This window comes from Methylosinus sp. sav-2, from assembly GCF_004366495.1.
Lineage (GTDB): Bacteria > Pseudomonadota > Alphaproteobacteria > Rhizobiales > Beijerinckiaceae > Methylosinus.
Map to the genome: position 1 here is coordinate 1 of NZ_SOEJ01000005.1, position 21,992 is coordinate 21,992.

17 protein-coding genes are annotated in these 21,992 nt (G+C 65.1%); 7 read left to right on the forward strand and 10 right to left on the reverse strand.

Going from position 1 to position 21,992, the window contains the following annotated elements:
• Positions 1-331 precede the first annotated feature (331 nt).
• Both acpA and EDE12_RS11070 read right to left on the reverse strand, forming a co-directional pair.
• Entirely contained in the window at positions 332-1,738 is a 1,407-nt protein-coding gene (acpA, locus tag EDE12_RS11065) for an acid phosphatase (protein WP_245275771.1), read from the reverse strand.
• 199 nt (positions 1,739-1,937) lie between these two features.
• Complete coding sequence (locus EDE12_RS11070; protein ID WP_026598806.1) at positions 1,938-3,002, reverse strand: cytochrome-c peroxidase; 1,065 nt, start codon at positions 3,000-3,002, stop codon at positions 1,938-1,940.
• Positions 3,003-3,398: 396 nt separating this feature from the next.
• Here EDE12_RS11070 and EDE12_RS11075 point away from each other — a divergent pair, with 396 nt between their 5' ends.
• Genes EDE12_RS11075 through EDE12_RS11090 form a run of 4 tightly spaced genes read left to right on the forward strand, consistent with a single transcriptional unit; the run spans position 3,399 to position 6,350 of the window.
• A complete protein-coding gene (locus tag EDE12_RS11075) occupies positions 3,399-4,553 on the forward strand; it encodes a cytochrome c peroxidase (protein ID WP_026598807.1) in 1,155 nt (384 codons plus the stop codon).
• 40 nt (positions 4,554-4,593) lie between these two features.
• Positions 4,594-5,667 carry a metallophosphoesterase gene (locus EDE12_RS11080; RefSeq protein ID WP_026598808.1) on the forward strand — a complete coding sequence of 358 codons (1,074 nt, stop codon included), beginning with the start codon at positions 4,594-4,596 and terminating at the stop codon, positions 5,665-5,667.
• Positions 5,668-5,679: 12 nt separating this feature from the next.
• Positions 5,680-6,081 (forward strand): cytochrome c, encoded by a 402-nt coding sequence (locus tag EDE12_RS11085; protein WP_024880176.1) that lies wholly within the window; start codon positions 5,680-5,682, stop codon positions 6,079-6,081.
• 11 nt (positions 6,082-6,092) lie between these two features.
• On the forward strand, positions 6,093-6,350 hold the full coding sequence (locus EDE12_RS11090; protein ID WP_026598809.1) for a hypothetical protein: 258 nt from the start codon (positions 6,093-6,095) through the stop codon (positions 6,348-6,350).
• A gap of 96 nt (positions 6,351-6,446) precedes the next feature.
• Here EDE12_RS11090 and EDE12_RS11095 read toward each other — a convergent pair whose 3' ends face one another.
• The 5 genes from EDE12_RS11095 to EDE12_RS11115 form a co-directional block, all read right to left on the reverse strand.
• On the reverse strand, positions 6,447-6,722 hold the full coding sequence (locus EDE12_RS11095) for a hypothetical protein (protein ID WP_024880178.1): 276 nt from the start codon (positions 6,720-6,722) through the stop codon (positions 6,447-6,449).
• A 125-nt stretch (positions 6,723-6,847) separates the two neighbouring features.
• Entirely contained in the window at positions 6,848-7,231 is a 384-nt protein-coding gene (locus EDE12_RS11100) for a hypothetical protein (RefSeq protein WP_026598810.1), read from the reverse strand.
• Between the two features lie 67 nt (positions 7,232-7,298).
• Positions 7,299-8,222 carry a ketopantoate reductase family protein gene (locus tag EDE12_RS11105; RefSeq protein ID WP_026598811.1) on the reverse strand — a complete coding sequence of 308 codons (924 nt, stop codon included), beginning with the start codon at positions 8,220-8,222 and terminating at the stop codon, positions 7,299-7,301.
• Between the two features lies 1 nt (position 8,223).
• A complete protein-coding gene (gene guaB / locus EDE12_RS11110) occupies positions 8,224-9,717 on the reverse strand; it encodes an IMP dehydrogenase (RefSeq protein ID WP_024880181.1) in 1,494 nt (497 codons plus the stop codon).
• A gap of 173 nt (positions 9,718-9,890) precedes the next feature.
• A complete protein-coding gene (locus tag EDE12_RS11115) occupies positions 9,891-11,699 on the reverse strand; it encodes an ABC transporter transmembrane domain-containing protein (protein WP_036290945.1) in 1,809 nt (602 codons plus the stop codon).
• 296 nt (positions 11,700-11,995) lie between these two features.
• Between EDE12_RS11115 and EDE12_RS21860 the strand changes: the two genes are divergently transcribed.
• Positions 11,996-12,166, forward strand: a complete 171-nt coding sequence (locus tag EDE12_RS21860) for a hypothetical protein (RefSeq protein ID WP_018265471.1) — start codon at positions 11,996-11,998, stop codon at positions 12,164-12,166.
• 230 nt (positions 12,167-12,396) lie between these two features.
• Here EDE12_RS21860 and EDE12_RS11120 read toward each other — a convergent pair whose 3' ends face one another.
• Together EDE12_RS11120 and EDE12_RS11125 are read right to left on the reverse strand one after the other, a co-directional pair.
• Entirely contained in the window at positions 12,397-13,113 is a 717-nt protein-coding gene (locus EDE12_RS11120) for a cell cycle transcriptional regulator TrcR (protein WP_024880183.1), read from the reverse strand.
• Positions 13,114-13,266: 153 nt separating this feature from the next.
• Complete coding sequence (locus EDE12_RS11125; protein ID WP_026598813.1) at positions 13,267-14,334, reverse strand: hypothetical protein; 1,068 nt, start codon at positions 14,332-14,334, stop codon at positions 13,267-13,269.
• Positions 14,335-14,642: 308 nt separating this feature from the next.
• On the opposite strand from EDE12_RS11125, the gene topA reads away from it, so the two are divergent.
• On the forward strand, positions 14,643-17,558 hold the full coding sequence (topA, locus tag EDE12_RS11130) for a type I DNA topoisomerase (protein ID WP_026598814.1): 2,916 nt from the start codon (positions 14,643-14,645) through the stop codon (positions 17,556-17,558).
• Between the two features lie 37 nt (positions 17,559-17,595).
• Here the strand turns inward: topA and EDE12_RS11140 are convergent, their stop codons facing one another.
• Positions 17,596-19,341, reverse strand: a complete 1,746-nt coding sequence (locus EDE12_RS11140; RefSeq protein WP_024880186.1) for a TadE/TadG family type IV pilus assembly protein — start codon at positions 19,339-19,341, stop codon at positions 17,596-17,598.
• A 243-nt stretch (positions 19,342-19,584) separates the two neighbouring features.
• Between EDE12_RS11140 and rnr the strand changes: the two genes are divergently transcribed.
• A complete protein-coding gene (rnr, locus tag EDE12_RS11145) occupies positions 19,585-21,891 on the forward strand; it encodes a ribonuclease R (protein ID WP_026598815.1) in 2,307 nt (768 codons plus the stop codon).
• Positions 21,892-21,992 lie beyond the last annotated feature (101 nt).

Below are 21,992 nucleotides of genomic sequence, written 5' to 3' on the forward strand. Positions count from 1 at the left end.
GGCGCCTCCCAGCGCCAAAACATCCAAAACGCCCTCGTTCGGCGAGCCGCAACCATTTCCGTTCCGCCTCGTAATGACAATATCCAATGGGGTAGGTCAAAATAATCTATAGAATGGTATGAAGCACACGATCAGGCAGTTTATGCGGCGCCGCACTTTCGGGCGCTCCCACCCGCGGCCTTTGTCGCAGGCGCCCGATGACTCGGCAATAAATCCTTTTAATTCAGTGCTTATAAATTTCGGCAGCGCCCATAGATCAGGCGCCACAGCCTCGGGTAGCCCTCCCCATCCGGGCTGTGACAGAATGACTTGAGCCGCGGCGCGGCGCCGGTCAGCGGGCGGCTCTCGCCGGCTCCGGAACCACAGTATCCAACGCATTGCGCAGGTCTGCGGCGCCCTTGTCGCGCGCGGTGAGCGGCTCCAATCCGAAGCGCGTCTCGATCGTCGCCAGAATCGACGCGGTGTCATAGGTCGTGTGGTCGACGAATCCCTTTTTCGCGAAGGGCGATAGGATCAGCGTGGGCACGCGCGTTCCGGGGCCGAAGCGGTCGATTTGCGGCGGCGAGACATGATCCCAGGCGCCGCCGTTCTCGTCGGCGGTGACGATGACCAGCATGTCGTTCCAATTGGGGCTGCGCCGCAGCCGCGCGACAACATCGGCGAGATGCGCGTCGCCGGTCTTCAGATCGGCGTAATTGGGATGCTCGTTGAATTTGCCGACCGGCTTGTAGAAGGACACGGCGGGCAGCGTCCCCGCCTCAGCCGCCGCGAAGAAATCCTCGGCGTCCTTCAGATGCTGCTCGCGCGCCGGCGTTCCGGGTCCGAAATTGGCGAAATAGACGAAAGGCTGGTGATGCGTCTGGAAATATTCCGGCGCCTCGCGCTGACGGATTCGTCCAGCCCGCATATCGTTCCAGCCGCCTGCGTACCACGCCCATGAGACGCCCTTTTCGGAGAGGCGATCGCCGATCGTCGGCTGCGTTTGCGGCGGCAGGCCGACGCCAGACGGCGCTTCGAGCGGCGAGAGCGGGGTCGGCGGCTGCATCGTGCTGACCACGAAGCCGTCACTGGTCACCGGCCCGGACTTTTTGTAGCGCGGCGGGCCGATACGAGCGCTCTTCGGCGAGTCGGCGGCGCGGGCGAGCAGGCCGGTGGCCTCGTCGACCTCGGCGATCAGCGACGGCGGCGCCGATGGAAAGGTCGGCGCGCAGGCGCAGACGAGGAACATGTGATTGACGAAGGAGCCGCCGAAGAAGCCGTGGAAGAAATGATCGGCGAGCGTGAACTCCTGCGCGAGGCGCCATTGCGCGAGCGAGCGGCCGTCGTAATAGCCCATCACCAAGCCGCCGGCGCCGGAAATGGCCGCGAAGCGATCCATCTTCCCGCCGTCGATCTGCTCCTTCTCCTGGAAGAAATCATGCGTCAGATCGGGCGTCTTCTCCGCATTGGGCAAAAATGCGTCGATCGCGAAAGGCGCATTGGGAAGAATGGCGGGAAAGCGGGCGTCGACGCCCTTATCGCCGCGGATCGGCGGCAATTCGCCGAAAGGCTTGCCGTCGATATCGACCTGGGCGAAGCGATCCGCGCCTATGCCGAGCCCATCGGCGCCGGGATAGAGGCCGAAGACATTATCGAAGCTGCGGTTTTCCGTGTAGATCACGACGATATGGCCGATGGCGGCGAAAGGGTTCCGCGCCTCCGCCAGCGCGGGGCCGACGAGGCCGCAGAGGAGCGGCAAGACCGACGCTCCGGCAAAAACGCGCGATCGGGTCGAAATTCGAGCGTGTGTCCAAATTGGTGAGAGATCCATGGCGCGGCTCCAGTCGCAATAGCCTCGCCATAGGCGAGATGGGCGAAGGTAGAATGTCGCGAGCCATAGAAAAAGCCTCCGCGCAGTGATGCGCGGAGGCTCTGGTATCGTTGGCGCGAAAAGCGGCTCAGTGAGCGTGCTTGCCGGCGAGCTCCTGCTGCGGCTGAGGCGTCGCATTGGTGCGCCCCGGCAGGACCGGATATTCGACCTTGGGCTGATCGCCGGTCAGCGCGCCGAGGAAGGCGACGATGGCCGTGGTCTCGTCGGGCGCGAGCTCGACGCCGAGCTGCGACTTCGCCATGACATTGACCGCCTCCTCCAGCGTCCACACCTGGCCGGTGTGGAAGTAGGGAGCGCGCAGCGCGACATTGCGCAGCGGCGCGACGCGGAAGGAGAAGACGTCAGCCGGGCTCTTGGTGACGTTGAAACGGCCCTTGTCCGCTTCCGGCAGAATGGCCGCCGCCGGCTTCGCCACGGCGCCGAACTGCGTGTAATTGCCGCCGCCGACGTTCACGCCGTCGTGGCAGCCGCTACACCCCTTGTCCATGAAGAGGCGCAGGCCCTTCTTCTGCGTCGCGTCCAGCGCCGCCTCGTCGCCGCCGAGGAATTTGTCGAGGCGCGAGCCCGGCGTCACCAGCGTCGATTCGAAAGCCTCGATCGCCTTGGCGAAATTGTCGAAGTTGGCGGCCTTATTGTCGCCGGGGAAGGCCTTCTGGAAGGAAGCGACATAGCCCGGAATGCTGTTCAGCGTCGCCTCGACATTGGCGGGCGTATTGTTCATCTCCACGCCGGCCTGCACCGGACCCTTGGCCTGGGCCTTCAGATCCTCGGCGCGGCCGTCCCAGAACTGGGCGACGTTGAACACGGCGTTGAGCACGGTCGGCGCGCGGCGCGGGCCTTTCTGCCAGCCGTGGCCGATAGAGGTCGAGCCGGCGTCGACGCCGCCGAGGCTCAGATTATGGCACGAGTTGCAGCTGATGAGCTGGCTCGAGGAGATGCGCGGATCGAAGAACAGCTGCTTGCCGAGCTCGATCTTGGCGGGTGTGAGGTCGTTGTTCTTCACGGCCTTGGCGGCGGCCGCCGGGGTGATCGGCTTGAAGACGGCGTTGGCGTCGCTCCGCAGATCGCCCGCGATAGCGGCGAACGGGAACAGCGCCATCACGCTCAGCGTGGCGATGAATGCACGTGACATTTTCCGAGGGCTCCTCCGATTGGGAAACGAGCGTGCGCTGCGAAACAGCCTCGGCCCGAACCGCCGCCCGCCTACCACAAGCTGGGCTCTCGGGCAAAGGCAATAATGCAGGAAATTGCGAGAAATCATGTAATTGCAACTATAACTCTACTATTTTCTCGATTATGTCGCTTTGGCGACATCGTCTCCGTCGCAGTTATTGTTCTCGTCCCCGAACGCGGAAATATTTTTGCGCTGCACAGCTGCAGTTGCTGGCCGAGGCAAAGACAAAAGCCCGCCCCGAGCCATGAGAAGCCTTGCCGATCAGAAAAATTCCAGGCAGGATCATGGCCGTCGCGCCGATGAGAGAAGCGGGTCCATCCGACAGGGCGCGACGAAGACCTCGGGGAGGAAGACATGGCCGTGCGCAAGCGCGCCGCGACACTGCTCGCGGCAATGCTCAGTCTTTCGGGGCTTGGTTTCGCGAGCGTCGGTTTCGCCGAGCCGCTGGGCCTGCCCCCAGTCCCGATCCCACAGGACAATCCGCAGACCAGCGACAAGATCGCGCTCGGCAATCGTCTGTTCCACGATCTACGCTTTTCGTCCGACGGCACGGTCGCCTGCGCGACCTGTCACAAGGACGACCACGCCTTCACCGACAGCCCGTTGCGCACCTCCGAGGGGATTCGCGCCTCCGACGGAATCAGCAAGAAGACCGGCACGCGCAATGCGCCGACGGTCATCAACTCCGCCTATTTCACGACGCTGTTCTGGGACGGACGCTCCGCCTCGCTCGAGGATCAGTCGCAGCATCCCTTCCTCAATCCTGTCGAGATGGGCCTGGCCACGCATGAGCCGATCCTCGCCATAGCGCGCTCCGATCCCTTTTATGTCGTGCTCTTCAAGAAGGCCTTCGGCAAGACCGGCGACGGCGTGACGATGGAGGAGGTGAAGAAGGCCATCGCCGCCTATGAGCGCACGATTATTTCCGGCGATTCGCCCTTCGACCGCTGGCGCTTCGGCAATGAGGAGAATGCGATATCGGAGGCCGCCAAGCGCGGCTTCGAGGTCTTCGTCGGCCAGGGGCGCTGCGTCTCCTGCCATGTGATCGAGCAGAATCAGGCGCTGTTCACCGATAATCGCTTCCACAATATCGGCGTCGGCATCAATCGCGCGCAATTCGACGTGCCTCGTCTCTCGGCGGAATTTCTGACCGCCAAGGCGAAAGGCGCGGACGTCGACAAGGCCGTGCTCACCGACCCCAAGACGTCCGAGCTCGGCCGTTTCGCCGTCACCGATCAGTTCGATGTGATCGGGGCCTTCAAGACGCCGACTCTACGCAATGTCGCAGTGACAGCGCCCTATATGCACGACGGCTCGCTGAAAACTCTGAAGGATGTCGTCAAGCACTATAATAATGGCGGGCGCAGCGAGGGAGATCCGGCGCAGGTGAACGACTATCTCTCCGGCGGCATTCGCCCTCTGAATCTCACCGAGCAGCAGATGGACGATCTCGTCGCCTTCATGGAAACGCTCACCACGCCGGCCTATTTCGGCGCCAAAACGAGATGAGCGCGCCGCGCCACGCGGTCACGATAAGGGAACCGAGCAGATGAGCGAATTCATCACCAGGCGCAGCGTGCTGGCGGGAGCCGGCGCCAGCGCGGCGCTGACCACTCTGCCGATCAGCATGGTCACGCTCGCCTTCGGCGGCACGCGCGAGGATTTCACCTTCACCTATATTTCCGACGCGCATATTCAGCAGATCAAAGGCGCGAGCTTCGTGCGCAATTGGGATCAGGGGCTGAAGCGCGCCGTCGCCGAGGCCAATCTGGTGAAGCCGGAATCCGATTTCGTCATCTTCGGCGGCGATCTCGCCCAGCTCGGCAAGCGCGAGGAGCTCGACCACGGCGCCGAGATTCTCTCCAAGCTGAAAGGCAAGCTGCACGCCGTCATGGGCGAGCATGATTATTATCTCGACCTCGGCGATTATTGGAGCAAGCTCTACGGTCCGCATTATTACAGCTTCGACCATAAGGGCGTGCATTTCATCGTGCTGAACTCGATTTTGACCAGCGAGCAATGGACCTTCCATCGCTGGCCGACGGCCGAGCAGCGCATGCTGGAGATGGCGGGGCTCGACAATCCCAATGGCTCGCCCTTCATGGTCGGCGACAAGCAGCGCAAATGGCTCGCCAATGATCTCGCCAAGCTGGACAAGAAGACGCCGCTCGTCGTCTTCTCCCATTCGCCGCTGCAGAAGATCTACAAGGGCTGGAACTTTTGGACCGACGACGCCGAGGAGGTGCAGGCGCTGCTCGCGCCCTTCGACAGCGTCAACGTCATCTACGGCCATGTTCACCAGATTCAGTACAATCAGATCGGCAACATCAGCTTCAATTCGGTGATGGCCACCGCTTGGCCCTGGCCCTATCCGCAGAGCTATGCGCAAGCCGAGAGCCATCTGCCCGTGCTCACCATTCCGATGAACCGCGCCGATCCTTTCTTCGAGCGCGACGCCACCGGCTGGCAGCTGATCGACATAGGCTCGGGCCGCGTCACCGCGCGCTATCAGCTCTGGGACAATGACCAGCGCACCGTCGCCTTCGATCACAAGGCCGGCCACCCGGTCGATATCGCCTATCAGGAGCCGACGCAGCACCGTCTGCCGCAAACCCATTATTGATCGGAGTTCGCCATGCTTCGCTCGACCTTGCTTCTCGCTTTCGGTCTCGCCGCCTTCGGCGCGACGACAGCGCGCGCCGATGAATTCACCAAGACAGATGTCGAGCGCTATCAGAAGGAGTTCGAGCAGGTGGCGGCCAAGGGCCGCGAATTATGGACGAGCGGCGCGCTCGGGACCAATGGCGTCGCCTGCGCGCAATGCCATCCCAACGCCGCCAACACGCACCCAGAGACCTATCCCAAATTCCAGAAGCAGCTCGGCAAGGTGACGCAGCTCTTCGAGATGGTGAATTGGTGCATTCGCAATCCGCTGCAGGGAGCCAATCTTCCGCCGGACGATCCGCGCATGACGGCGCTCGTCTCCTACATCACTTTCGAGCGGCGCGGCGTGAAGCTCGCGCCCGGCCAGCATTGAGGACAGGCGCCATGCGGAAATCCTTTGCTCTCGCCCTGCCCGCTTTGCTGATCGCCGGCTCGGCCTTGGCCGCCGCGGGCGACCAGCCAGCCGATGCGCAGAACCTCACGGGCGCCTCCGCCCCGGCTCAGGCGGCGGCCGCGCCCTCCCCTTGCGCAGGCTGCGCGGGTCACGATTGCGCCAATTGTCCGATGGCCCTGGCCGCCGCCGTGCAGGCGGCGACCGGAACGGCGCAACCGCCAGCCCCGATCCGCTGCAACGTCGACTGATACGAGTTCGGCAGAAGGTTCGGGGCGTTCCCCCTGCGAGCGGGGGGAAGGAAAGCGGCCAACGCCGCGCAAACCGATCAGATCGTATGAGTCGGGCTATTCGGACGGAGCCGCCGCCATTGCCGCTGCGGCGACGAGGGGAATGCCGAAAAAGCTCTCCTCATCCGAGCCGGCGGCCTTGTGCAGCTCGAAAGCGTCCGTCCAAACCGCCCTCTCCGTGTCATCGGCCGGGCGGTAGGTGCATTTGGCTTCGGCATTGCCGGCCTGAAGCCATTTCCTGCTATTGCGCACGAAGCGGTCGAGCGCTTTCTGATCGGTCGGGCGAATAACGCATCTGGGGACGCCATCGACCAGGACGACTTGCGGCAGCATGTCCGATCTCCGACAAAGGGCCGGGCTCCCCGTGAAAGGGCCAGGACCCGTCTGATTGCTTGTCTCAGAATTAGATAGCAATCGACATGCCATACCCAGACCGGCTCAGCCCAGACGCGTCCGGCTCAACCGATGAAGTCCTGCACCACATCGCCCAGAATGCGGTTCACATCGTCGATGGTGGAGACGTCGTAGCGCGTGGTTTTCTCGCCGGTCGCCTCGTCGTCGCGTTCGAATTTCGGATGGCCGAAGCGGATCGAGGTTCCCTCGATCTCGAAGGGCAGCGGCAGCGGCTCCTTCAGCGGGCGCGAGACGAAGAGCAGGCCCATCACCTTCTGCTCGACGGCGCTCGCCTTCAGCGCCAGCTCGACGCCGAATTTCGGCCCGATATCCTTTTTGATCGACTCGTCGAGGAAGGCGATCCAGCGGAAGAAACTGTCGAAATTGCGCCGCGCGGCGGCGAGCACCTGTTCTTCCGCCTTGGCGAGGCTCGCGCTCGGATCGCTCATTGTCTCAAATCCCCGGTCTGCGGCGCCTTTCGCCGAAGAGGCCGAGATTTACGCGAAATCCGTGCCGTCAGCCGGCCGCGCGCCGGCTCGCCTCATAGGCCCGCACATGCGTCGCTGCGATCTCCAGCACCGGCGTCTCTAGCCTTGCCCGCTGCGCCCGCGCCAGCATGTCGCCGAGAATATGCTCGCCCTCCGTGCGCCCTCCCCGCTCGATGTCACGCAGCATGGAGGCTTTGAGAGCGGAGCCGCGCACGAATAATATAGACAAGAGTTCCGGAAGCTCGGGCGACGGCGTCCAGCCCTCCGCGCGCGCGACGCTCTCGCATTCCGCGAGCAAAAGCCGGATGAGGCGCTCACCCGAGACTGTCTCCAGAATGGTTCCGACGCTCGCGCGCATCAGCGAGGTGATCCCCGCGAGCGTCGCGAGCAGCACGAACTTGTCCCAGAGCCGCCCCTCGATATCGTCGACGAAAGTCGCCGCGACGCAGGTGCGCGCGTAAATGGCCTCCAGCGCCGCGAGCCGCTCTTCCGGTCCGCCGTCTCGCGCGCCGAAAATCAAGCGGTTGCGCTCGCCGAAGTGACGCACGACGCCGTCCTCGGCGAGCGTCGCGCTGATCTGGGCCACGCCGCCGAAGACATTCGCCTCGGGAAAGCGCGCCGCGATGCGATCGAGATGCGCAAAGCCGTTAAGTAGCGGCAACACGCCCGTCCGCGGCCCGACGGCGCCGGCGACGGTCTCCAGGGACTCCTCGAGATCATAGGCCTTGCAAGTGAGGATCACGAGATCGAAAGGCGTCAGCGCCTTCGGGTCGAAGACGGCTTTCGCCGCGAGATTCATGTCGCCCAAAGGGCTCTCGACCCGCAGCCCACGTTCGGCGAGGAGCTGCGCCCGCGCTTCCCGCACGAAAAAAGTCACATCCGCGCCCGCCTCGACGAGCCGTCCGCCATAATAGCCGCCGACGGCTCCCGCGCCGAGAACGAGCGCGCGCATGTCAGGCTCCGCCGGTCGGATAGTTCGGGCTCTCGCGCGTGATCGTCACGTCATGGACATGGCTCTCGCGCAGGCCGGCGTTGGTGATGCGCACGAATTCCGCCTTGGTCTGGAACTCGGGAATGGTCGGCGCGCCGACATAGCCCATGGCGGCGCGCAAGCCGCCGGCGAGCTGATAGAGGATCGGCGCGACCGGCCCGCGATACGGCACCCGACCTTCTATGCCCTCCGGCACCAGCTTCAGGCTCTCCTTCACGTCCTGCTGGAAATAGCGGGCGGCGGAGCCCGCCTCCATCGCGCCGACAGAGCCCATGCCGCGGTAGGATTTGAAGGAGCGGCCCTGATAGAGAAACACTTCGCCCGGCGCCTCCTCGGCGCCCGCGAGCAGCGAGCCGATCATCACCACCGAAGCGCCGGCGGCGATGGCCTTGGCGAGATCGCCGGAATATTTGACGCCGCCATCGGCGATGACCGGCACGCCGGCTTTGAACGCCTCCTCGGCGGCGTCCATGATCGCCGTGAGCTGCGGCACGCCGACGCCCGCCACGATTCGCGTCGTGCAGATGGAGCCGGGGCCGATGCCGACCTTCACCGCATCGGCGCCGGCGTCGATCAGCGCCTTGGTCGCCTCGCGCGTCGCAATATTGCCGGCGACGATGGAGACTTTGTTGGAGAATTTCTTGATGCGGGCGACCTGATCGAGCACCGCCTGCGAATGGCCATGGGCCGTGTCGATGACGATGAGATCGACGCCCGCGTCGATCAATTGCAGCGCGCGCTCATAGCCGCGATCGCCGACCGTGGCGGCGGCGGCGACGCGCAGCCGCCCCTCGGCGTCCTTGGCGGCGTGCGGATGCAGCGTCGCCTTCTCTATGTCCTTCACCGTGATGAGGCCGACGCAGTGATAATCCTCGTCGACGACGAGCAATTTCTCGATGCGGTGGTGATGCAGGAGGCGGCGCGCCTCCTCCTGATCGACCCCCTCGCGCACGGTGATGAGCTGCTTCGTCATCAGCTCGGCGACCGGCTCTCGCATATTGTCTGCGAAGCGCACGTCGCGATTGGTGAGAATGCCGACCAGTCTGCCGGGCCTCTCGCCATGGCCGCGCTCGACCACCGGAATGCCGGAAATGCCATAGCGCGCCATCAACGCCAGCGCGTCGGCGAGCGTCTCGTCCGGATAGATGGTGATCGGATCGACCACCATGCCGCTCTCATAGCGCTTGACCTTGCGCACCTCGGCGGCCTGGGCGGCGGGCGTGAGGTTCTGGTGGATGACGCCCAATCCGCCGGCCTGCGCCATGGCGATGGCGAGGCGCGCCTCCGTCACCGTATCCATGGCCGAGGAGATGATCGGCAGGTTGAGCGTTATGTCGCGCGTCAGCCGCGTCGATATGTCGACCTGCGACGGCATCACCAGCGAATGGCTCGGACGCAGCAACACATCGTCGAAGGTCAGAGCCTCGTGCAACGGCGGTCGTGCGTATGATGTCATGAAGCCAACTCCCTCGGGGGCGCAAAATCCGGCCATGCTCGAGGCCGGACGACGAAGAGACGGCGACTTGGGCCGTCTTCCGGGTTGGCGCGTGCTCATAGCACCAATATGACGGAAGGCAAAATCGGCGCGCGCCGGCGGTGGAAAACTCGATCCGGGCCGGGGAAAAGGCGTCAGGCCATCTCCAGCGCCGCCGCTTCCGCGCCCGTGTCGAATTGCAGCCGCGCCAGCCGCGCATAGAGGCCGCCCGCGGCGACGAGGCTCGCATGAGTCCCCTGCTCCACGATGCGGCCTTCGCTCATCACCAGAATGCGGGTGGCCTCGAGCACTGTGGCCAGCCGATGGGCGATGACGAGCGTGGTGCGGCCGCGCATCACATCATGCAGCGCCTCTTTCACCAGCGCCTCATTCTCGGCGTCGAGCGCCGAGGTCGCCTCGTCGAGCAGCAGGATCGGCGCATCGGCGAGAATGGCGCGCGCTATGGCGAGGCGCTGGCGTTGGCCGCCGGAGAGTGTGACGCCGCGCTCGCCGATCTCCGTGTCATAGCCCTGCGGCAGCGCCTCGATGAATTGCGCCGCCTGCGCGCGCTTCGCCGCCTCGATGATCGCGCTGCGCGAGATGCCCTCGCGGCCATAGGCGATGTTCTCGGCGACGCTCATGCCGAAGACGATCGGGTCCTGCGGCGCGAGCGCGATGGCGCTACGCAGATCGATCGGATCGAGCGCGCGAAGATCGACGCCATCGATCGTGATCGCCCCCCGCGAAACATCGTAGAAGCGCTCGAGCAATTGGAACACGGTCGATTTGCCGGCGCCGGATGGGCCGACGATGGCGATGCGCTCGCCCGGCGCGACAGAAAAGCTCAGCCCATCCAAGGCCGCCCGTCCCGAGCCCGAGGGATAAGAGAAGCCGACATCTTCGAAGGCGATGCCGCCGCGAACGGGCTTCGGCAGATGGAGAGGAGCGGAAGGCGCGGCGACGGCCGGCTGGATGGAGAGAATCTCGCCGATGCGGCCGGCTGCGCCGGCGGCGGCGGAAACCTCGCTCCAGACCTGCGACAATTCTCCGAGCGAGCTCGCCGCCAGCACGGCGTAGAGCACGAATTGCGAGAGAACGCCCGTGGTGATGCGGCCCGCCAGCACATCCTGCGCGCCCAGCCACAACATTGCGACGACGCTTCCGAAGGCCAGAAAGATCGTCACCGAAGTGACGATGGCGCGCGTCTGCGTGGCGTCGCGCGCGGCCGTATAGGCGCCTTCCGCGGCGGCGCCGAATCGCTCGGCCGCGACTTGCTGCGCATTGCACGCCTGCATGGTGCGCACGGCCGCGAGATTTTCCGTGGCGTAGGCGCTGGCCGCGGCCAGCCGATCCTGCGCATGGCGCGAGCGTTGTCGCATCACCCGCCCCGAGGCGATGAGCGGCAGGACGATGCAAGGAATCGCCGCAAGCGCGACGCCGGTGAGCTTGGGGCTCGTCAGCACCATCATCACGATCGCGCCGGCGAACATGAAGAGATTGCGCAATGCGATCGACACGGAGGAGCCGAACACGGATTTGAGCTGCGTCGTGTCCGCCGTGAGGCGCGAGGTCAGCTCGCCGGTTTTCGTCCGGTCGTAGAAGCCGGCGTCCAGCGATGTGAGATGGCGAAAGAAATCGTCGCGCAGATCGGCGACAATTCGCTCGCCGAGCGTCATCACCAGATAATAGCGCGTGCCCGAAGCGAGCGCGAGAATCGCGACGACGCCCACCATCGCGCCGAAATAGGCGTTCACGGCGGAAGGGTCGTCGGAGGAGAACCCGTGATCGATCATGCCGCGCACGGCGAGCGGCAGAGTGAGCGTGGAGACCGCCGCCACGCCGAGAGCGATCAGCGCGAGCGCGATTCGACCCTTGTAGCGATAGGCATAGGGAAAAAGCGGCCGCAGCGCGTCGAAGGCGCGCAGTCGCGAGCGAAAGTCGCGTGAAGGGGATTCGGCTGTCATGCGGGCGGATATAAGCGCGCGAGCATGGACATTCCAAGCCGCATCGCGTCGCCCTGCTATTTTTCGGGGATTTTGGCCGTATCGGCAGGCACCGCGCCAAGCGCTTGATTTGCCTCGAGGAGGGAAAAAGGCCGCAAATTTTTAAAAATCCGCGCTCCGAGCGCGCTGGACAGTCGACAAGGTTATGTTAGGCTCACCATCGTCGAAAAGACATCCCCGCAGAGAGGGGCAAGAGCGTACCCGCCACCGCTCGAACGATAAGGCGGGACGTTCTGGAAACCAGAGGAGTGACATCGATGGCTGAAAAAGACTTCGAGATCAACACCACCGTCTACATCTTCGCGGGCGTCGGCGCCCTTCTGCTCGGCGGCCTCGGCGCTGCTGGCCTCGGCGGCGTCGCAAACACGCTTTCCGCTGCTGTCGTCGGCGCCCTCGCGGGCGGCATTCTCGGCTTCTATTTCAAATAAGCCGAATCGATCGACTTATCCCCCTGATCGGACGCGAAAGCCGGGGGTCTCTGTCCGCGAGCTCCCAGACCAATCGTCCTAATGTAACGCCGGCGACCGCCAGTCGCTGGCGTTACTTTTTTGGCCCCTCCTTCAGAATGCTCATCCGCGAGCCGACTGAGGCTGAACCTGTCGACACATAATCACAGGGCGCCGCCTGCGGTAAATGCGCCAGATTGTCGCGCCCCCCCTCAATCGTCGAAATCGAGGTTCTTCATCCGGCCGAAGACACGATCGGCGTCGAAATGATCTTCTTCCTCGACGGGCGGCGCGGGCGGGCGCTTGCCGAACACGTCCTCGGTCGTCGTCGGCTCGTGATGGGGCGCGGTCGTGATCTCGGCCGGCTGCAGCGTCTGGCCCTGCTCCTCGAGCGCGACGGGACGGTCCTTGGCGGCGCGATTGACCTCGAAATCGAGATCGATCTGCGAGCACAGGCCCAAAGTCACCGGATCCATCGGCGCGAGAGCGGCGGAATTCCAATGGGTGCGCTCGCGCACCGCCTTCAGCGTGCTCTTGGTGGTGCCGACGAGGCGCATGACCTGCGCGTCCTTCAGCTCGGGATGGTTGCGCACCAGCCAGAGAATGGCGTTGGGCCGGTCCTGGCGGCGCGACAGCGGAGTGTAGCGCGGCCCGCGCTGGCGCTTGACCTCCGGCACCTTGACCTTGGAGACGGACAGCGACAGCCGATGGGCCGGGTCGCGCTCGCCGCGGCCGATCTCCTCGCGGCTGAGCTGGCCGGAGGTGATCGGATCGAGCCCGCGAATGCCGGCGGCGACCTCGCCATCGGCGATTCCCTTCACCTCGAGCGGGTGCAGCTTGCAGAAATCGGCGATCTGGTCGAAGGCGAGCGACGTGTTCTCGACGAGCCAGACGGCGGTCGCCTTGGGCATGAGCGGAGCGGTGCTCATCGATCGATTCTCCTTAAGATGCGCGAGATAAGCCGATCCCGCGCCGCGGGGCCGAAGCCGCGATTTTTACGGATTACCATGCGGGGGATGCTCTCCATATAGACTGGCCGCCGGCGAAGCGCAATCGCCGATACCGCCCGCCTTTGCGCCCCCTCAAACCCCTTCCCGCGCATGGGCGGGCCGCAATCCCCGCACATAATCGGGCAGAGACGCGCCGATCGCCGCGCCGAGCCGCGGCCCATGGCGATGAAACAGCAGGCCGGCGGCGATGACGGCGACGCCTATCCCCGAGAGGGCGAAGGGAAAAAGAATCGAGTCCTTGAACACCTCGGCCGCCAGATGACCGAGATAGAGCGTCACTCCAAAGGCGCCGAACACGGCGTAGGCGCGGCGCATCAGCACCAGCGACAGCAGGAGAAGACCGAGATTGATCGCGCAATAGAGCGCCTTGCCGATCTCGTCGCCGCTGTGCTGCGCGGTCAGCCCGCCCCAAAAGGCGAGAAGCCCGGAAAGATGCAGCCAAAAGGCGAAGTCTCCGCCGCGCCAGCGCTTCAGATCGACGAGCCAGGCGGCGGCGATGACGAGCGCGCCGAAAGCGAGGCTCACATTGGCGCGCTGCTCGAAGGTGAAAGACTCCCGGCCGACGAGCCAGGGCGTCAGATCCATCGACATGAACCATAGCGTGAAGGCAATGATCATCGTGAGGAAAGGAAATGGAAAAAAAGCCAGCGCCAGCAGCGCCGCGGCGATCGTGCCCAGCTCCATGGGCAGCCAGCTCGCGCGCACCCAGACATAAAAGTCGTGATAGGGGACGGATTCGGTCGGATCATGACCGCCGAGCAACTGGAGCGCGAAGACGAAGAGCGGCGCCATGGAGACGGCGCATGTCACCAGCAGCCCTGCGGGCGTGCGCAAGCCGCGTCGCCGCCACAGCCAGCCGCCCGCGGCGGCGAAGCCGACGCCATAGGCCAGCGAGGTGATCATCAGCGCGCGCGGACCCCAGAGGCCGAAGGCGGTGGTGCTGAACAGGCTCATCGCGCCCATGACGATGAGCGCGCCCATATACCAGAGCACATTGACGACATCGAAGCGCGGCGCCCCCTCCCCCGCGCTTCCGCGCTCGGCGAGGAAAAGCGCGAGCCGCCGATGGGCGTCGGCGTCTATGACGCCGGCCTCCAGCGCCGCGCCGAGATCGTCGGTGGTGAATTTCGATCGGGCCATGACGAATTCTTTCCGTCCAAGAAAATCATTCGGGGGCCGGACGCGACCTCGGCCGCGCCTTCTCGCGCCCGACTATAGCCGCTCCGCCCCGCATTCGCCCCTGCATAGCGCCTGGAAAGAGACGAAAATGTGCGCTTGCGCATGCCGGAGCCCACGTCTCCGCCGGGAGGGCGAGCCGGATGGCCGTCTCAGCCCCAATTTGACAGGACGCCCCCCTTTTGCCCATGTTCGCGCCCCGACGCGGGCCGGGCTCCCCGGCGAAGCCTAGCGGCGAGCCGCCCGCGACCGGATTTCTGAAGGACTGCTCGATGAACGTCGTCATCGTCGAATCGGCCGCCAAGGCCCAGACGATCAACAAATATCTCGGCCGCGATTTCAATGTCATCGCCTGCTACGGCCATGTGCGCGACCTGCCTCCCAAGGACGGCTCGGTCGATCCGGCCGAAGATTTCGCCATGAAATGGGAGAGCGACGCCAAATCGGCCAAGCGCATTTCCGCCATAGCGGAAGCCGTCAAGAGCGCCGACACGGTCATTCTGGCGACCGATCCGGATCGCGAGGGCGAGGCCATCTCCTGGCATCTGCTCGACATATTGAAGAAGAAGAAGGCGCTCGGCGGCAAGCGCGTCGAGCGCGTCGTCTTCAACGCCGTCACCAAGGACGCGATCAAGCAGGCGATGGCGAATCCGCGCGAGATCGACCAGGCGCTGGTCGACGCCTATCTCGCCCGCCGCGCGCTGGACTATCTCGTCGGCTTCACGCTCTCCCCGGTGCTGTGGCGCAAATTGCCGGGCGCGCGCTCGGCCGGCCGCGTGCAATCGGTGGCGCTGCGCCTCGTCTGCGACCGCGAGCTGGAGATCGAGAAATTCGTCACGCGCGAATATTGGTCGCTGATCGCGCATCTGAAAACCAAGGCCGGCGAGCCCTTCACCGCCCGCCTCTCGGGCGCCGACGGCAAGAAGATCACCCGCCTCGACATAGGCTCCGGCCAGGAGGCCGAGGATTTCAAAAAGGCGCTGGAGAGCGCCGCCTTCACCATTCGCTCGGTGGAGGCCAAGCCCGTCAAGCGGCACCCTTACGCGCCCTTCACCACCTCGACGCTGCAGCAGGAGGCCTCGCGCAAGCTCGGCCTCGCCCCGGCGCAGACCATGCGCATCGCACAGCGCCTCTATGAGGGCGTCGACATAGGCGGCGAGACCGCCGGCCTCATCACCTATATGCGAACCGACGGCGTCGACATGGCGCCCGAGGCCATCGCCTCGGCGCGCAATGTGATCGCCAAGGAATATGGCGATCGCTTCGTGCCGAAGGTTCCGCGCAAATATACGGTTAAGGCCAAAAACGCCCAGGAAGCGCATGAGGCTATCCGCCCGACCGAGCTCTCCCGCCTGCCCAAGCATGTCGCCAAGCATTTGGAGCCGGAGCAGGCCAAGCTCTATGAGCTGATCTGGACGCGCACCATCGCCAGCCAGATGGAATCGGCAGAGCTGGAGCGCACCACTGTCGACATCGACGCCCTCGTCGGCAAGCGGAGCCTCGAGCTGCGCGCCTCTGGCCAGGTGGTTCGCTTCTCGGGCTTTCTCGAGCTCTATCAGGAAGGCCGCGACGACGATCAGGACGAGGATGGCGGCCGCCTGCCGGCGATGCAGCCCGGCGAGCCGGCGACGCGCGACAAGATCGAGGCCAGCCAGCATTTCACCGAGCCGCCGCCACGCTTCACGGAGGCCACTCTGGTCAAGCGCATGGAGGAGCTCGGCATCGGGCGCCCCTCCACCTACGCCTCGACTCTGGCCGTGCTGCGCGAGCGCGACTATGTGCGGCTCGACAAGAAGCGCCTCGTGCCGGAGGACAAGGGTCGCATCGTGACGGCCTTTCTGGAGAGCTTCTTCACCCGCTATGTGGAGTTCGACTTCACCGCCGGCCTCGAGGAGAAGCTCGACAAGGTTTCCAATAACGAGATCGACTGGAAAGAGGTGCTGCGCGACTTCTGGGCCGATTTCTCCGGCGCCGTCGACGGCACCAAGGAGCTGCGCACCACTCAGGTGCTCGACAGCCTCAATGATCTGCTCGGGCCGCATATTTTCCCGGCCAAGCCCGACGGCTCCGATCCGCGCGCCTGCCCGGCCTGCAGCGCCGGCCAATTGTCGCTGAAGCTCGGCAAATACGGCGCCTTCATCGGCTGCTCCAACTATCCCGAATGCCGCTTCACCCGCACGCTCTCGCCGCCCACCGGCGAGGCCGCCGAGGGCGCGCGGCCGGGCGTGAAGGTGCTGGGCCAGGACCCGGAGAGCGGCGCCGAGATCACGCTGCGCGGCGGCCGCTTCGGCGACTATGTGCAGGAGGGCGAGGCGACCGAGGAGGGCGAGAAGCCCAAGCGCTCCTCCATCCCCAAGAGCATAAAATCCGACGAGCTGACCCTCGAGCAGGCGATCCGGCTGCTGTCGCTGCCGCGCGAGGTGGCCAAGCATCCCGAGAGCGGCGAGCCGATCGTCGCCGGCATCGGCCGCTTCGGGCCTTACGTCCAGCACGGGAAGACCTACGCCAATATCGGCCGCGACGACGATATTCTCTCGATCGGCGGCAATCGCGCCATCGATCTCATCGTCACCAAGGAGAGCGGCGGCGGCGGCTCGCGCTTCGGCCGCGCTTCCGACCCGGGCCGCACGCTCGGCGACCATCCGCAGGGCGGCGCAATCTCGGTGAAGAGCGGGCGCTTCGGACCTTATGTGAATTGGGGCAAGGTCAACGCCACCCTTCCCAAGGGAACCGATCTCGAGAGCCTGACTGTGCAGCAGGCGGTCGATCTTTTGGCCGCCAAGGCGAATGGCGCGCCCTCTGGCGGCGGCCGCGTGCTCGGCGAGCATCCGCAAGGCGGCGCGATCACGCTGCGCGACGGCCGCTATGGGCCTTATGTGAATCTCGGCAAAGTCAACGCCACGCTGCCGAAGAATATGAGCCCGGAAGATGTGACGCTGGATGAGGCGATCCGTCTCATCGAGGAGAAGGGCGGCCCGGTGAAGGCCAAGAAGGCGCCGGCCAAAAAGGCCCCCGCCGCCAAGGCCAAAGCGCCCGCCTCCAAGGCTCCGGCGAAAAAAACCGCCGCCAAGAAGGACATAGAAGAGAGCGACGAGGTTCCCTTCGAGGATTCGAAGCCGGCGAAAAAACCCGCCGCCGCCAAGGCGCCGGCCAAGAAGCCCACGAAAAAGGCGGCCTCGGGGAAGTGAGCGGGAGGCGGCCGCCGAAAAGGCGGCCGCGCCGACCTCACTGCGTCAGCCGCAGCGAGCCGAGCCCCGTGCCGATCGTCGAGAAGGCGAGGTTGAGGCTCGCCGCGTCGGTCGCTGCGAAATAATGGTCCTTGTTGGTCGCGCAATTCTTCAGCAGCGTCAGGCCTTCGTCGTCGATCGGATCGCTCGGGATCGAGAAGCCGATGGTGAAGATCTCTATGCCCGCCGCCTTGGCGTTGGTGCAGGCCTCGAGCGTCAGCTCGTCCTGCATCTCGCGCGATTTGTCGTGATAATCCGACCAGCTGCCGGAAGCGGCGTTGAGAGCGGTCTGATAATCGACCTTATTCCCCGTGGAGCCGTCGGGGAAACGCTTGTTCTTCGCGCCATTGTAGCTGTAGTAGCCGGCCGCCTCATAGTCGGAGCCAGTGACGGTTCCCGGCGCGCTCGCCCAATTGTTGAAGCCGTCGGTCATGAACACGACCACCTTGTGGTTGTTGGGCGACGAATAGGGGCGTCCGCTGGCGAAAGGCTGGCTGGGCGAGATCGTGCGCCACCCCCACATGAAGCCTTCGTGGAGATTGGTGTTGCCATTGGCGACGAGGTTGCTGATCTTCGACGTCACTGTGGACTGCGTCGAGGTCAGCTGCATGATCGTCTGCGTCGAATAATCGGGGCAATAGCTGTTGGGGCCGTCGCCGCCTCCCGCAGCGGTTGTGACATTGTATTTGCAGACATGGGTGAGCTCGTTCCAGTCGCCACTCGCCACGTCCGAGCAAGTGGTGGTGGTGGTCGTCGTCTTTTTGCCCTTGCCCTTGCTCGTGGTCGTTCGCGTCGTCGTCGTCACCGAGCCATCGTCGTCGAGATAGTCGTTGTCATATCCCGAATCCGGCTCGTCGGGCGCGAGATAGGGAACGAAGAGCGTCTCGGGATCCGAAGGGTTCGGCGTCGTATCGAAGACGTTCAGCGGGTAGACCGGCTGCTCGAAGCATCCGCCCCAATCCCAATACGAATTGATCGCCTTGAGCTTGGTGAAAATGTCGAAGCGGCTGCTGAATCCCGCAGCCGTGGCCGCCGTCTGACCGCCGAAGGCGATCCAATGCTGAGAATTGGCCCCTTTCTTGTCGACCCAAGCGACATTGCGCGTCGATGCGCTGGTCGGATCGACGGCGACGACCGCCGCGGCGAAGGGCGTGATGGCAAATTTCACACGGTTCGGCGCCTTGGTGAACATCGTATTGACGAAGCTGGTCGCGGCGGTCTGCAGCGCTTGAATCTTCGTCGTGCCGCTGGTGCTGCGGGTCATCGAGCCGGAATTGTCGAGCACCAACGAGATCTCGTAAGTGTCGGTCTGGCTGATGCCGCCTTGCAGCGCGGCGCAGGAGGTCACCTGCGTCGACATGGAGGCCTGCCCGGTAATATGCATGATGGTGGTCGCCACCTGCGCCTGCGCAGAGATGCAGACCGACAGCCGATCGGTGGCGATGGCCGCCGACGTCACCGTCGCCGTGGCGTTGCGATAATTGGTGGTGAGATAGACCTGCGACTGGCTGCGCGCCTGCTGATCGGTGGTGGAGCTGACGATGCCCTTGGCGACCGCGAGCACGGCCGCGTCCGCCGCCTGCTGCAGCGAGCCGCGCGCCGCGGCGATGCGCCCATAATCGATGCCAGCGCCGATCATCATGACCGCCGGCACGAAGGTAAGTCCAAGTATGATGGCGACATTGCCGCGCCGATCTCGCGCGAAGGACAGCGCCGACCGCCCCGACGTCCTTATTGGCCGCATTTGAAACTCTCGAGGTTGGGGTGGAAATCAGATTAGCTACGCTTACGGCAAATTTCTCATCCGGCTCTAAACCGATCCGAACGATTGCAATTGACGTTCGATAACCTCGAGAAAGCGTAAACGGAGCAGAATGGACGCGGCGGCGCCTCGACGCGCTTTCGGCGACGCGGAGCCTATTGGCGTGTATATGACGACATGCCGGCGCCGGCCGCCCGGACAATTCCGCGGCCTTCGAGATCGACTTTGACGAAAAAAACCCGCGAGCTCGGCTCGCCTCCCGCCGCCCTTCCCTCCCGCGAGGATATTCTCGCCTTCATCGCGCGAGAGCGCGAGGCGATGAGCCGCGCCGGCCATGCGGGAAAAATCGGCAAGCGCGAGATCGCGCGCGCTTTCGGCGTCAAAGGCGCCGACCGAATCGGGCTGAAGCGCATATTGGCGGAGCTGGAAGCCGAAGGCGCGGTGGAGCGGCGCGGCAAGAGGCTGGCCAAGCCGGGCGCGCTGCCCGCCGTTGTGCTGGCCGATATCATCGGCCGCGATCATGACGGCGAGCTGATCGCCGCGCCGGCCGAATGGGACTCGGACGAGCTCGGCGCGCCGCCCCGCATCCGCATTTCGGCGCCGCGCCGGCCGAGGCCCGGCGAGCCTTTGCCCGGCGTCGGCGATCGCGCTCTGGTCCGCGCCGAGCCGGACCATGACGCCGGCCCGAATGATCCGCCCTATGCCGGGCGTGTGGTGAAGCTCTTGTCCAAGGCGCGGGCGCGCGTCATCGGCGTGCTGCGCGTCGCCGCCAATGGCGTGGCGCATATAGAGCCGGTCGAAAAGAAGCAGGCCGGCCGCGAGCTGACCATAGCGGCGGAGGATCGCGGCGAGGCCAAGGACGGCGATCTCGTCTCCGTCGACCTCATCGGCAAAACGCGGCTCGGCGCGCCGCGCGCCCGTGTGCGCGAGACGCTCGGCTCGCTCGCCACCGAGAAGGCGATCAGCATGATCGCCCTGCGCGTGCATGGCGTGCCGGACGAGTTCCGCGCCGAGGCGGCAGCCGAGGCCGCCGCCGCTCTGCCCGCGCGGCTCGAATCGCATCGCGAAGATTGGCGTGAGCTGCCGCTCGTCACCATCGATCCGCCCGACGCCAAGGATCACGACGACGCCGTCTTCGCCGAGCCGGACATGGCCGCGGACAATCCAGGCGGGCATATCGTCACCGTCGCCATCGCCGATGTCGCCTACTACGTCCGCCCGCATTCGGCGCTCGACAAGGATGCGCTGGAGCGCGGCAATTCGGTCTATTTCCCCGATCGCGTCGTGCCCATGCTGCCGGAGCGCATCTCCAACGACCTCTGCTCGCTGAAGCCGAACGAAGATCGGCCGGCGCTCGCCGTGCGCATGCGCATCAGCGACAAGGGCCATAAGATCGGCCATACGTTTCATCGCGTGATGATGCGCTCCAAGGCCAAGCTCAATTATGCGCAGGCGCAGGAGGCGCTCGACGGACGCCCGGACGAGATTTGCGCGCCGCTGATGAGCGGCGTGCTGGAGCCGCTGTTTCGCGCCTATAAATCGGCGGATCAGGCGCGCGAGCTGCGCGCGCCGCTGGAGCTGGAGCTGCCCGAGCGCAAGATCCTGCTCAAGGCGGATGGCACGGTCGATCGAATCGTCGTGCCGCCGCGCCTCTCGACGCACCGCTTGATCGAGGAGTTCATGATCCTCGCCAATGTGGCGGCGGCGGAAGTCCTCGAGGAAAATCGTCAGCAGCTCATCTATCGCGCCCATGACGAGCCCTCGCGCGAGAAAGTGGCGGCGCTCTCGGAGTTTCTCGCGACGATCGGCGTGAAGCTCGCCAAGGGCCAGGTGCTGCGGCCCTCGCATTTCAACGTCATCCTGGCGCGCGTGCGCGGCAAGGAGCATGAGAACATCGTCAATGAGATTATTCTGCGCACGCAGGCGCAGGCCGAATATACAAATGAGAATTACGGCCATTTCGGCCTCAATCTGCGCCGCTACGCGCATTTCACCTCGCCCATTCGCCGCTATGCCGATCTCATCGTCCATCGCGCGCTCATTCGCGCGCTGAATTTCGGCCCCGGCGCCATGCCGGAGGTCTCCGCCGGCGAGCTGGCGGAAGTCGCGGCGCGCATCTCCGGCGCCGAGCGGCGCGCCATGGCGGCGGAGCGCGAGACCATCGATCGGCTCATCGCCGCGCATCTCGCCGAGCAGATCGGCGCGCGTTTTCCCGCGCGCATTTCCGGCGTGACGCGCGCCGGGCTGTTCGTGCGGCTGCTCGACACGGGCGCGGACGGATTCATTCCGGCGGCGACGCTCGGGCGCGAATTCTTCCGCTATGACGAGGCCGGCCATGCGCTGACCAGCGGCTCGGGCGAGAGCTTTCGCCTAGGGGACATCATCGAGGCGCGGCTCGTCGAGGCGACGCCGATCGCCGGCGCCCTGCGCTTCGAGGTGGCGGGCGGCTCGCGCAGAGCGGCGCCGATGAAGAGCGGCCGGCTCTCGGGCCGCGGCCGCGTCGAGCGCGCGAAGCAGAAGCGTCGCAAATGACGCCGCCGGCGCCGTGACGAAAGTTTCGTCTCGAGCGCGGTCGTGAGCCGATAGCGCCCGATATCTCATGCGCAGGACCCGCCGCAGCGGCCGGTTCGCAT